Annotated in this window: 5 protein-coding genes; 1 reads left to right on the forward strand and 4 read right to left on the reverse strand. The window is 70.0% G+C overall.

Annotated features, from left to right (window positions below; genetic code table 11):
* Window positions 1-7: 7 nt before the first annotated feature.
* Both ACH49X_RS01700 and ACH49X_RS01705 read right to left on the reverse strand, forming a co-directional pair.
* The gene (locus ACH49X_RS01700; RefSeq protein WP_357207201.1) at window positions 8-1,405 is read right to left on the reverse strand and encodes a condensation domain-containing protein; all 1,398 of its coding nucleotides are present in this window, start codon (window positions 1,403-1,405) and stop codon (window positions 8-10) included.
* A 31-nt stretch (window positions 1,406-1,436) separates the two neighbouring features.
* Complete coding sequence (locus ACH49X_RS01705) at window positions 1,437-7,844, reverse strand: SDR family NAD(P)-dependent oxidoreductase (protein ID WP_357207199.1); 6,408 nt, start codon at window positions 7,842-7,844, stop codon at window positions 1,437-1,439.
* 265 nt (window positions 7,845-8,109) lie between these two features.
* Between ACH49X_RS01705 and ACH49X_RS01710 the strand changes: the two genes are divergently transcribed.
* Complete coding sequence (locus tag ACH49X_RS01710) at window positions 8,110-10,317, forward strand: efflux RND transporter permease subunit (RefSeq protein ID WP_195080142.1); 2,208 nt, start codon at window positions 8,110-8,112, stop codon at window positions 10,315-10,317.
* 159 nt (window positions 10,318-10,476) lie between these two features.
* Here ACH49X_RS01710 and ACH49X_RS01715 read toward each other — a convergent pair whose 3' ends face one another.
* Window positions 10,477-11,895 carry an MFS transporter gene (locus tag ACH49X_RS01715; protein WP_357105650.1) on the reverse strand — a complete coding sequence of 473 codons (1,419 nt, stop codon included), beginning with the start codon at window positions 11,893-11,895 and terminating at the stop codon, window positions 10,477-10,479.
* Window positions 11,892-12,902 (reverse strand): alpha/beta hydrolase family protein, encoded by a 1,011-nt coding sequence (locus tag ACH49X_RS01720; protein ID WP_357207197.1) that lies wholly within the window; start codon window positions 12,900-12,902, stop codon window positions 11,892-11,894. The genes ACH49X_RS01715 and ACH49X_RS01720 overlap by 4 nt, the downstream gene beginning before the upstream one ends.
* Window positions 12,903-13,021: the final 119 nt, after the last annotated feature.

Genomic DNA, 13,021 nt, shown 5'->3' on the forward strand with positions numbered 1-13,021 from the left:
GTCCTCCTCACCGTGTCTTCCCGGCCGCCGCCGCGAACACCGCTCGCAGCGTGGCCACATAGCGCTCGACGGAATCGTGCGCCACCGGCGTGTCCGGGTAGATGACGCTCAGCGTGGTCTCCGACGCGAGCCGGTTGATCCAGATCAGCACCTGCTCGGAGGCGGCCCGATTGGCGTACAACCCGCACGACGCCAGGTCGAAGAACTCGTTGCCGAGCAGTTCTCTGGCGTCGACGTAGGAGATCATCGGCGTGGACCAGCCCGGTTTCAGATCCAGATCGGAGTCGGCGGGCAGCAGTTCCACCACGCGCTGGAACGAGGTGGGGGCCAGGCGAAGGCCATTCTCGTAAGCGTGCTGCGCGAGGGCCGCGGCTCGGCCGAAAGAGGTGGCAGACCCGAGCGGGAAGGCCACCGGAAGCAACGTCACATACCAGCCGACGGACGCTCGTTCGGCCGCGGAGCTACGGGTGCTGACGGGCGTCATGCCGAAGTAGTAGTCGCTGTCGACGAGCTCGCGCTCGGCCAGCGCCGCCGCGGCGAAGATGCCGCCGACGAACTCCGCGCCGTTGTCGCGGCAGACCCGCTCGAACCGCAGCGCGGTGTGCTCGTCGAACAGCGTGACCGTGCGGTGCGCGCTGCGGTTGTAGACATCGGTGCGCCTGCCCAGATCCAAAGGAAAAGAGGGCAGTTCGCCGTCGTTTCCGCGAATCAGCTCCAGCCACTTCTGCACGCCGGGCGAGGCGAGCGTCATCCGGCCGGTGTACTCTCGCTCGGCGGTGCAGTAGTCGAGATAGCTGGCCGCGGGTTGCAGCATGCCGACGTCTTCCCACACCTCGCGCAGGTACAACAGCGCGAGGTCGAACCCGGACAGGTACTGGCCGAATCCGTCGGTGTGCAGATGATCGACCGCCAGGTAGACCGTCGTGGAGTCCTCGCGTTCGATCGCCCCGAAGGTGAAGCAGTCCCAGTCGAAGGGCCCCGGCGTGGTCTTCTGCACATGGTCGCGGATGGCCCTGGCCTCGTCCACGTGCCCGTAGTCGACGGGCACGAAATCGACGTCGCCGGCGGGCACGAGGTGCCGTTCGATCGCACCGGCGGCGTCGACCCGGAACCAGGTCCGGAAGGTGTCGTGGCGCAGCAGGAACGCGTTGACCGCCCGCGTCATCGCGGCACGGTCCAGCCCCCCGGCCGGGATCTCCGCGGTCACCAGGCACAGGCCCGAGTACCGGAAATCCGCGTCGGCGTGCCGATCGGCGAGGCGCAGATACTGCTCCTGCTGGTGCGAGGGCGGGGCCGGGTGCACCGGCGCCCGCCGGGCGCGCGCCACCGACTCCGGTGACGCCACCCAGCTGACCAGCCGGCCCGGCCCCGGCTCCCATTCATCGATCAGCCCGAAACGGACCACGGGAACTCCTCGTTTCGACGACGGCGGCCGGTCACGGCTTGGCCCCGGCCGCCAGCAGCGCCGGAACCGGTTCGGGCGCTGCGCCGTTCGACGCAGACGCCGGGGCCGGATCCGCGACCGGCTGTGCCTGACCGGACTCCGCGGCGAGAATCAGCTCCGCCACCTTCGGACCCGCCTGCTCGAGGCTGAACGACCGGCCCATCTGCAGCGACATCAGGTCGATGCCGAGCGTCTTGGTGACCCGCGCCCCCAATTCCACCGCCATCAGCGAATCCAGCCCGAGTTCGGGCACCGGAACGGTCATGTCGATGGACTCGACCGGCACGCCCATGACGACGGCGAGTTCCTCGGCCATCTTGCGGGCGACGAAGGCTCCGCGCTTGCCCTCTTCGATCGCGGCCACCTCCGCCCGCAGCCGGGCCAGTTCGGAGGTGTCCTTCGCGGAGGCCTGCGCGAGCGCGGTCGTGCGCCCGGTGCGGGTCAGCTGCGGGAAGGTGCCGGTCAGCTTGGCCCAGTCGGTGGGGATGATCGCCGCGCGGGCCACGCCCAAGCGCAGCGTCTGCTCCAGATAGGCGGTGGCGTCGGCCATGTCGATGGGGTCGAAGCCGACCAGATCGAGGTACTTCAGGGCCGTCTCGTCGGCGGCCATGCCTCCCGTCGCGCCGGACAGGTGCCCCCAGCCGACGCACAGCGCACGCTCGCCGGCCCGGGACCATTCCTCGGCCAGCGACTCCACCGCCACGTTGGCCGCGCAGTAGTTGTACTGACCGTAGATGCCGTACATCGAGCCGCCCGAGGAGCACAGCACGAACATGTCCAACCGGATGCCCGCGTCGGCTACGGCCCGATGCAGCACCCTCGCACCGTGCACCTTCGGGCGATACACCCGTGCCAGCTCGTCGAATTGCATGGCGGCCAGCCGATTGTCGGCCACCGCGCCCGCCGCGTGGAACACTCCGCGCAGCGGGTGCTCTGCGCTGTGCGACCGCGCGACGATCGCGGCGACCGCCTCCGGATCGGTGACGTCGGCCCGTTCCTCGACCACCTCCACGCCTACCGTTCGCCACGCCTCCAGCTGACGGCGGGCCTCCTCCGTGCTCGCGCCGCCGCGGCCGAGCAGAACCAGCCGCCGCGCCCCGCGCAGCACCAGCCAGCGCCCGATGGCCATCCCGAACCCACCGAAACCGCCGGTGACGAGATAGGTCGCGGCGCTGTCGATCTCGATCTCCGGCAGGTACGGCCGCACCGCAGGGGTGGGTGAATCCATGCGCAGCGCGATCCTGGCCAAGCCGGTGGAGCGGATGGTCTCCTCGAAGGCCCTGCCCACCTCGTCGGTCTCGAACAGCCTGTAGGGCAGCGGCTGGTAGGTGCCCGCGAGCACCTTCTCGTAGACCCGCTGCAGCAAACGGGCCAGCCGCTGCGCGTCGACGGCGACCAAGCGGTCCAGATCCATCGAGAAGTACGCCAGGTTCTTGTCGAAGTTCGCCATCTCCAACAGGCCGCCGGTGTAGATGTCGGCCTTGCCGACCTCCACGATGCGCCCGAATTCGGCGACGGCGTTGAAGTTCTGGCGCAGGATCTCCCCCGGCGCGCTGCTGAGCACCACCTCGACGCCCTTGCCTCCGGTCAGCTCCAGCACGTCGTCGACGAAGTTGAGCGAGCGCGAGTCGATCGCGTGATCGGCGCCGAGGGCGAGCACGTGGGCGCGGCGCTCGTCGGTGCTGGCGGTGCCGATGATGCGCGCCCCGCGATCCTTGGCCACCTGGATCGCGGCCGTGCCGACACCGCCGGCCGCGCCGTGGATCAGCACCGTCTCGCCCGGTTCCAGCCGGGCCAGATCCAGCAGCGCGTACTCGGCGGTGCCGAAGGCGATGGTGCTGGTGCAGTAGGCCGGATCGGCGTCGGCGGGCAGCGGGATGGCCAGTTGCCGGTCGACGACGACGTAGCGCTGCATCATGCCCTTGGCGGCGACGGCGACCAGATCCCCCACCGTGACGTCGGTGATCGCGGCGCCGACCCGCACCACCTCGCCGACGCCCTCCATTCCGGGCACGGTGCCGAAATAGGTCGGCGCCAGTTCGCGCTCGCCGAGCAGTCCGATGACCTTGAGCGGGTCCTTGTAGTTGAGGCCGATGATCTTCATCCGCACCTCGATCTGGCCCGGTCCCGGTTCGGGCCGCGGGCACTGCCGCCACGCCAACGCCGACAGCAGGCGCGTGCGGGGCATCTCCAGTGCGAAGCTGGCTTCCGGGTCGGTCAGCGGCTCGGCGGTGTCGAGGGCGTCGAGGCGCTCCTGCAACGGCTTGGTCACCATCGGGACCCAGCGCTTGCCCGCGCGCAGCACCACCTCGTCGAGGTTGTCGTTCCAGAAGGCGCCGGGCACCGCCAGCTCCCCGATCAGATCGCCGATCGCGGTGTCGGGTTCGACGTCGATCAACCGCCAGCGCAACGCCGACTGCTCGTTCAGCAGCACCCGGCGCGCACCGGCCAGCGCGGCGTGATTCGAGTTCGGCGGGACCGGGCTGTCCGGCAGGGCGAACGCCTGTTCGGTCACCAGGGTGGCATGGCACCACCCGTCCCCGAAGACGCTCTGCGGCCCCTGTTCGGTGGTCTCCGGGTGCACGAACTCGTCGAGGGCCACCGCGATCCGCTCCAGGGTCCACAGATCGGCCACATCGTCCTCGACCCCGCCCGCGACCACGCAGACGTGCAGCCGGTCGGCGCCCTCCGCCTTGGCGGCCGACAGTGTCGCGGCCAGATCGGCGGCGAGTTCGCGGCCCGCCACGCCTGCCACGTAGAGCCGGGAGCCCGGGAGCGCGGCGGCCAGTTGCCCCGCCCGCGTGCAGCTGCTGCCCAGCGCGATGATCACCGTGGACACCGAATCCTGCGGCAGGGCGGCGGGATCGATGGCATCGCGCGGTTCCAGCGTCTCGGTGTAGTAGAAGTCGACCATCCGGTGCAGCGGATCCTGGCCCGGCGCCAGCGCGCCGATCTGCAGGCCGCTCAAACGCATCACGAGGTTGTGCTCGTCGTCGAGCAGGTCCACGTCGGCGCGCAGCCTGGCCCGTGGGTCGCGCCGCGCGACCACGGTGATCCGCTCGGGCAGCGGCGCGACCAGCCGCACCGCCGCGACACCGACCGGCACCAGCGTGCCCTCGTCGATCCTGGCGTCGGCGAACAGCAGGGCCGCGGACTGCATCGCGGCATCGACCACCGCGGGGTGGGCCAGATGTCCGGAGTCCGCGGCGATGGCGCCGTCGACGGTGGCCACCACCGCGTCCGCGCCGACGCGCACGGAGGTGACGCGGCGGAAAGCCGGTCCGTACTGCAGTCCCGCCGCGGCCAGGCCGCTGTAGAACATGTCCGGGTCGACGTCGAGACCGACGTCCAGGGTGGGCACCGTGACCTTGGTCGGCTTGTGGCTGCCGGTCAGCGTGCGGCCGAACGCGTGCACCGTCCAGGCCGTCCCGGTCGCCGAGCGCGATCGGATCAGGAACCGGCCGCTGGCCTCCTCGACGGTGAGCGCCACCAGCGGCACGTCCGGCGCGCCCATGATCAGCGGGGCCACGAACCGCACCTGTTCCAGCGCGACCCGTTCCACGCCGAGCCGGGACGCCGTCGCGCTCAGCGCGGCATCCAGGTACGCCGCGCCCGGCATGATCTTGACGCCGTTGACGACGTGGTCGGCCAGCCACGGCAGCAGCTCGGTGCCGACCTGCAGCAGCCAGTCCGGACGGCCCTCCACGTCGGGATCGCCGAGCATGGCGTAGGCGCCCGGTGTGCCGAGCCGGGCCTGCTCGAACAGCGGCAGCGCCGCGTGCAGCCGGGTCCGCTGCCACGGATAGCGCGGCAGCGGCACGTGCGGGGTGGCGGGATGCCGCGCCGGGAACAGCTCGTCCAGGTCGAGCACGCCCGCGCCGTAGAGGCCGATGAGGGTGCGGCGGATGCTCACCGAATCCGGCTGCTTGCGATCCAGCGTCGGCACCGTCGTGCCGTTGACGTCCGCGCCGAGCAGCGCTTCGCGGATATTGCCCGAGAGCACCGGGTGCGGGCCGACCTCCAGGAAGACCCGGTGGTCCGCGCCGATCAGCTTCGTGACCGCGTCGGCGAACAGGACGGGCTGGCGCACGTTCGCACACCAGTACTCGGCGTCCCACTCCGGGCCGAGCACCGGTTCGCCGGTGACCGAGGAGTACAGCGGCACGGTCGGCGCCGCAGGCGTCAGCCCGGCCAGCGCCGCGCGCAGCTCGTCCAGGATGGGGTCCATCAACCGGCTGTGGTACGGCACCTCCACGCGCAGCCTGCGCGCGAAAACGCCGTCCTCGGTGAGCTTCTCGGCGAGCGCATCGAGGCGGTCGGCATCACCGGACAAGGTCAGCGAGCTCGCGCTGTTGATCGCGGCGACATCCACCCGCTGGTCGTCGCCGACGAGCTCGCGGGCCCGCTCCGGCGACATCCCGACCGCGAGCATGCCGCCCGAACCGGCGGTCGTCGCCTGCAACCGGGCCCGGTGATAGGCCACCAGCACCGCGTCGCGCAGCGACAGCATGCCGCTCACGTAGGCCGCCGACACCTCGCCGACGCTGTGCCCGACCACGGCCGCGGGCCGGATGCCGTACTCGGCCAGCTCCCGCACCAGCGCCACCTGCACGAGGAAGTTGGCCGGCTGCGCCACCTCGGTGCTGGTGACCCGTGACTCCTGCTCGGGCCGCAGCAGCTCCTCGATGATCGACCACCCGGCGACCGAACGGAACTCCGCGTCGACCGCCTTCGCGGTGTCGGCGAAAACACCCTCGCCGCTCAGCGATTCGCGCGCCATCCCCCACCACTGCGGGCCCATGCCAGAGAACACGAACACCGGTTCGGCCGTCCGCGCCACGATCGTGCGCGCGGCGTCGCGGCCCTCGCCCGCGGCGAACGAGCGCAGATCGCGCACCAGCTCGGCGGTGTCGCCGAGGAGCACGCCCGTGCGGTACTGGTGGTGCGCCATGCGGGTCCAGGCGGCCTCCGCCAGCCGTTCCGGATCGGCGCCCGCGGCGATCAGATCCCCGAACCGGCCGGCCAGCGCACGCGCCGCGCCGGTGCTGCGCGCCGAGATCGGCAGGACGCCGAAATGCCTCGCCGGCGCGACAGGCGGGGTGGAGCCCTGCCGGAACTCCTGCAGGATGGCGTGGGCGTTGGTGCCACCGTAGCCGAAACCGTTGACCGCGACGGTCATCGGCTCGGCGTCGTCCGGCAGCGCCTCCGCCTCGAGCTGCACGTGCAAGCCCAACTCGTCGAACGGGATGTCGGGGTTCGGTGTGTCCAGCCAACCCTGTGGCGGGATGGTGCGATGCCGGATGGCCAGCGCCGCCTTGATCACGCTCGCGATACCCGCCGCGGCCTCGGTGTGCCCGAGGGTCGACTTCACGGAGCCGACGCCCAGCGAACGGGTGCGCCCTGCCGGCGCGCCGAACACCCGGCCGAGCGCGCGCAACTCGACCGGATCCCCGACCAGCGTGCCGGTGCCGTGCGCCTCGACATAGGTGATCGCCTCCGGCGCGAGCCCGGCACGGTTGCACACCGAACGGGCCAGCGCCTCCTGGGAATCGGCGTTGGGGACGGTGATCGCGGTGGTGCGGCCGTCCTGATTGGAACCGGTCGCCTTCACCACCGCGTAGATCCGGTCGCCGTCGCGGACGGCGTCGTCGAGCTTCTTCAGCGCCACCATGCCCGCGCCCTCGCCGCGCCCGTAGCCGTCGGCCGAGGCGTCGAAGGACTTGCAGCGGCCGTCCGCGGCCAGGAAGCCGCCCTTGCACATCAGGACGAAGGTCTCCGGTTGCAGCATCACGTTCACCCCGCCCGCGAGCGCCACCTCGCAGTCGCCGTTCTCCAGCGCCTGACAGGCCAGATGAAACGCGACCAGCGACGACGAGCACGCGGTGTCGACCGTGAGCGCGGGGCCGACGAGGTTGAGCGCGTAGGCGATCCGGTTGGACAGCATGGTGTAGGACGCGCTCGCCGGAGTGTGCATGTCGGTGTGGAACAGGGCCGGGCCGACCACGCCGATCACCGACTGGTCCACCACGAACCCGCCGACGTAGACGCCGATCGATCCGCCCGCCGCGCGCCGCGCGATCCCGGCGTCGTCGAGCGCCTCCCAGGTCACCTCGAGCATCAGGCGCTGCTGCGGATCCAGCACGGTCGCCTCGCGGGCGGAGATGCCGAAGAAGTCCGGGTCGAATTCCCACGGGTCGATCGTCATGAACGCCGCGCGCTTGGTGTAGCTGCGCCCCGGCGTCCTCGGTTCCGGATCGTAGTAACGGCGGTAGTCCCAGCGATCGGCCGGCATATCGACCACGCCGTCCCGTTTGTCCAGGACGAATTCCCAAAAGGTGTCGGGCGAGTCGATTCCCCCCGCAAACCTGCAGCCGATGCCGACAATTGCAATATCCGACATGCACATCCTCCGGGTCGGATCCAGTTCGACCGCCATTCTTTTCCGGCGATCGGCGAATTAGATTGTGCGCAGCTGGCGTCCGGCCCAGCGTAACGGCCGCCACACCGGCAGGCGCGGGCTCAGGGAGACTTCACAACCGGCCGGTGAATCGAGTTGTGGCATCTCGAAATTCTGGATCGCAAGCCGGTGAAATGCGTTCATATTGCTAGGTTTCACCTGTTCCCGGCCCTCGCCGAAATACGATGTCATCGGTTAGGAGGCGGCATTGTTCGCCGAGTTCACGCACTGGACCGATATGCTCGTCCGGCGGCGATTCACCGTCATCGGGGTCGTCGTCGCCGCACTGCTCGCGCTCGGCGGGTACGGCCTCGGGCTGGACGAACATCTCAGCGTCAGCGGGTGGAACGATCCGACCTCGGAATCGGCGCGGGCGGCCCGGCTCAAAGACGAGGCGTTCGGCCACGATCACATCGCCGATGTGCTGTTGCTGTATCGCGCCCCGGCAGGCAGGACGATCGACGATCCCGCCTTCGCCGCCACCGTCGTGGGCCACTTGAACAGCCTGCCGCAACGCTTCCCTGACCGGATCACCAAGATCAACGCGACCTACTGGCCCACCGACACCGGGCTGCACCTGCCGGATGTCTTCGGTTCCCAGGACCGCGAGTACGCGTTCGCCTCCGTCGCCATACGCGGCAGCGATGACACCGAGATCATGCGCAACTATCGAAAGGTCGCCGATCAGTTCCGGATACCTGGCATCGAGATGGAGGTCGCGGGCGGGCAACCGGTCGCGGCCGCCCTCAACGACACCATGGCCCACGACCAGCGCCGCATGGAGCTGTTCGCCGTGCCCGCCGTGGCGGTGCTGCTGTTCTTCCTGTTCGGCGGCGTCGTGGCGGCCGCGCTGCCGCTGATCGTCGGCGGGCTCACCGTGCTGGGGGCGTGGGGAGTCATTCGCGCCATGACCACCGTCATGGAGGTGAACTCCTTCGTCTCGCCGGTGGTCTCGATGGTCGGCCTCGGCTTGGCCATCGACTACGGCCTGTTCATCGTGAGCCGGTTCCGTGAGGAGCTGGCCGACGGGCGCGAGCTGCCGCAGGCGGTGCGGCGCACGGTCGCGACCGCCGGGCGCACCGTGGTGTTCTCCGCGACCATCGTGGTGGTCGCCGCAGGCGCCATTCTGCTGTTCCCACAAGGTTTTCTGCGCTCGTTCGCCCTCGGCGCGATGGTAACGGTGGCGCTCGCGGCGCTGATCTCGATCACCTTGCTGCCCGCCATGCTGGCCGTGCTCGGCCCCCGCGTGGATCGTCTGGGTTTCAATCGGTTCCACGCGCGGCGGGCGAGCGACCGCGAGGCGGACAATCCGTGGGGCCGCGTCGCCGGGTGGGTCATGAAAAGACCGCTGGCCGTGGCGGTTCCGGTGGTGGCCATCCTGGTGCTGCTCATCGCCCCGGTGCGCGACGTCGCGTTCGGCGGTATCTCCGAGCGTTTCCTGCCGCCGCGGCATCCGGCCCGCACGGCGCAGCAGCACTTCGACCAGGTCTTCCCGCTGCGGCAGATCAATCCGGTCGACCTCGTGCTGATCACCCACAACACCGCCGATATCGACGGGGTGGTCGCGCGGGCGGGCCTGGCTCCCGGACTCATCGCGCCGTTCCCGCGCGCGGTGCAGGGACCGGCGCATCCGAGCGTCTTCACCACCTCGACCGTGCTGCGGGACGCGCACGAGGCGAACGCGACCATCGACTATCTGCGTTCCATGCCGGTGCCGAAGGGAACGACCGTGCTGGTGGGCGGGCAGCCCGCGGTCCAGCGCGACAGCGTCGACGCGCTGCTGCGCCGGATGCCGCTGATGATCGCGCTGGTCTTCCTCGTCACCACCGTGCTGATGGTGCTCGCCTTCGGCTCCCTGGTGCTGCCGCTCAAGGCCGCGCTGCTGAATCTGCTCGGGCTCGGCTCCACACTCGGCATCCTGACCTGGATCTTCGTCCAGGGCCACGGCGCTGACCTGCTGGAGTTCACCCCGCAGCCGATCATGGCGCTGGTGCTGGTGCTGATCGTCGCCGTGATCTACGGGCTGTCGACCGACTACGAGATATTCCTGCTCGCCCGCATCGTGGAGGCACGGGCGGCGGGCGCGACGACCACCGAGGCGGTGCGCACCGGCATCGCGCGCACGGGCTGGATCATCACCGCTGCCGCCCTGATCCTGCTGGTGGTCACCGGGGCGTTCGCCTGGTCGGATCTGGTCATGATGCAGTACATCGCCTACGGCATGGTCGCGGCGCTGTTCATCGACGCGACGATCCTGCGCATGCTGCTGGTGCCCGCCACCATGCGCCTGCTCGGCGACGCCTGCTGGTGGGCGCCTTCCTGGCTGCGGCGCGTCGTCCAGCGCGGCGGGCCGGACGGGACCTCTAGCGAACCGGAGACCCGCACCGAAGCCGTCCACGGCTCCGAGCGCGCCTAGCCTCGGCGGAGGTTTTGTGTTCGGCCGAGCCATGGACGCTGCGCGCGGGCATCGCGCCGTCTTCGGCGGCAGTGCCGGCGCCCACGCACCACTGAGAAGGAGAACTTCGCGATCGGGCGATGATCGGGTGGGGCGCCGGGCGGAATCGCGTAGCCGGGGTCAGCCCGCGATCGACCAGCTGAACGGACTCGTAGCCGCCCGCGCGCGGTCCGGCAAGGCCCGCGTGAGCACGGCGAGGCCGAAAGCCGCGGCGGCGATGGCCGCGAGCATGACCATGCTGCCCGAGAGCGTGTGCGCGCGGAAGAACAGCGCGCTGAGCACCGCCAGTCCGACCGAATTGCCGATCTGCTCGATGGTGGGGAGCACGCCAGAGGCCTCGCCCATGGACCGATCGTCCAACTCCGCCAGCATCAGCGGCTGCAGCGGCACGCCGAACACGCCGACGCCGAACCCCGCGAGAAACGTCGGCCCAAGTACCAGCGGGAGGTTGACAGCGCCGTCACCCACATACAGGTAGCCCACTCCCACCGCGACGCATCCGCCGAACAGCGCGATCCCTGCCGACAGCGCCAGATTTCCCCAGCGCCGAACCAGCAACGGCGACAGCACCGCACCCGCGCCCGCGCCGAGCGCGAACGGCGTCATCGCGACGCCGGTGCGCAGCGCGGAGAACCGCAGCACGTCCTGCAACAGGATCGATACGGTGAACACGAACGCGGTGAACAGCCCGAAGAAGATCGCGACCAGGGCCGATCCGACGGCGAAGCCCCGGTCGGCGAACAGGTCGAGCCGCACCAGCGCCCGACCGCCGCGGCGGCGCGTCGCGCGCTCATGTGCCACGAACACCGCGCCCAGCACCACCGCGGCGGCGATGTACACCCCGTGCACCGGGCGCCAGCCCGCCTGCTGGCTGTCGGACAAGGCGAACAGCAGACCGAACAGCGCCGCGGTGGCCACCACGGCGCCGCGCGGATCCAGTGGTTCCCGATCCGTCGCCGGGCCCGGCCGCAGGTAGCTCGCGGCCAGCGCGATCGCCACCACGCCCAGCGGCAGATTCATCAGGAAGATCGCGTGCCAGCCGAGCCCGAACGGGTCCACGGTGATCAGCGCGCCGCCCAGGATCGGGCCGAGCATCCCGGCGAAACCCGCTGTGGCGCCGTACACGGCGAAGGCGTACTGATGGTGCTCGCGGCGGAAACTCGCGGTGATGATGGCGATGGTCTGTGCCGCCATGCCCGCGCCAGCCACACCCTGAACGATCCGCGCGAGCACCAGTTCCGTAGCGGCGGTGGACATCCCGCACCACACCGAGGCCGCCGTGAAGGCCACCGCCGACCACAGGAACATCCGCCTGCGTCCGACGATCGCGCCGACGCGAGCGGCGGTGAGCAGCACGCAGGCGAAGGCCAGCGAGTATCCGGCGACCACCCACAGCTGCTCCGACCGCGACGCCCGCAACTCGGCGGTGACGACCGGCAGGGCGGTGTTGACGATCGTCACGTCGATCATCTGCATGAAGACCGAGATGAGGCAGGCCCCGAACGATCCCAGCGCCACCGCGGCCTCTTTGCGGGTCATCGCAGCGCCGCTTCCATCATCGGCCACGAATTGTGCAGGTCCTGATGCCAATAGCCCCAGGAGTGGGTGCCGTTCGGCCGGAAATCGAAGGTCGCCGCGACACCCAACTGGCGCAGCCGGTCCTGCAACTGGTGCGTGCACAGGTTCGCCACCGCCTCCAGCGGCGCCCCGATCACCAGTTGGTAGAGCAGTTGCGTGAAGTCGCCACGCGCGCCGTCGAGGTTGTCGATCGGTCCGGGCAGCCCGGTTCCCGTGGAGACGTAGATGGCGGTGCCGCGCAGCCGTTCGGCGTGCAGATAGGGATCGTTGGCGCGCCACGCGGGGTCGGTCGGCGGCCCCCACATGTTCGACACCGTGCCGCGCTGCTGGGTGACCACCGCCTGAACCACCGCCTGACCGGCGGGATCGCTGGTGCGCACGCAACCGCTGTAGGAGCCGATGGCCTTGTACAAACCCGGTGCCGCCATGGCCAACTGGAACACCGAGGTGCCCGCCATCGAGATGCCCGCGATGGCGTTCGTCCCGGTGCCGTTGAACGTGGCGTCGATCAGCGGCGGCAGCTCCTTGGTCAGGAAGGTGGACCAGCGCTGCCTGCCGAGGACGGGGTCGTCGCTGCGCCAGTCGGTGAAATAGCTGCCCGCGCCGCCGAACGGGATGACCACGTTCACCTGCTTGTCACGGAAGAAATCGACCAGATCGGCGCCGTCGAGCCAATTCCCCTCCGATCCGCCGTCGGCGCCGTTGAGCAGATAGAAGGTCGGCGCGGGCAGGTCCGGATCGGCCGCGCGCAGCACATGAATCCGGGTGGTGCTGTTCATCGCGGCCGAATACACCTCGAGTTCGGATTGCCGGTCGGATTCGAACCGGGTTTCCACTATGCGTGAGCCGTCCGCCGCCGCGACCGATTGCGGTGGATCGGCACGGACCGGCTGTGCGCCGATCAACGCGTAGGACAAAATGAGGACCGCGGCGATCACCGCGCCTGTTCGATGCGAATATGCGGACATGTCGACTCCTGGCCCCGGGTAGGAGGGCTCGAATTCGCAGTCAACAACATCGGGTGGACAGGTCGCCGGATTTTCCGGCGATTCTGTGTGCGATACCAATTCCCTGCGGCGGCCATTTG

Source organism: Nocardia sp. NPDC019323 (assembly GCF_044389845.1).
Classification (GTDB): domain Bacteria; phylum Actinomycetota; class Actinomycetes; order Mycobacteriales; family Mycobacteriaceae; genus Nocardia; species Nocardia implantans.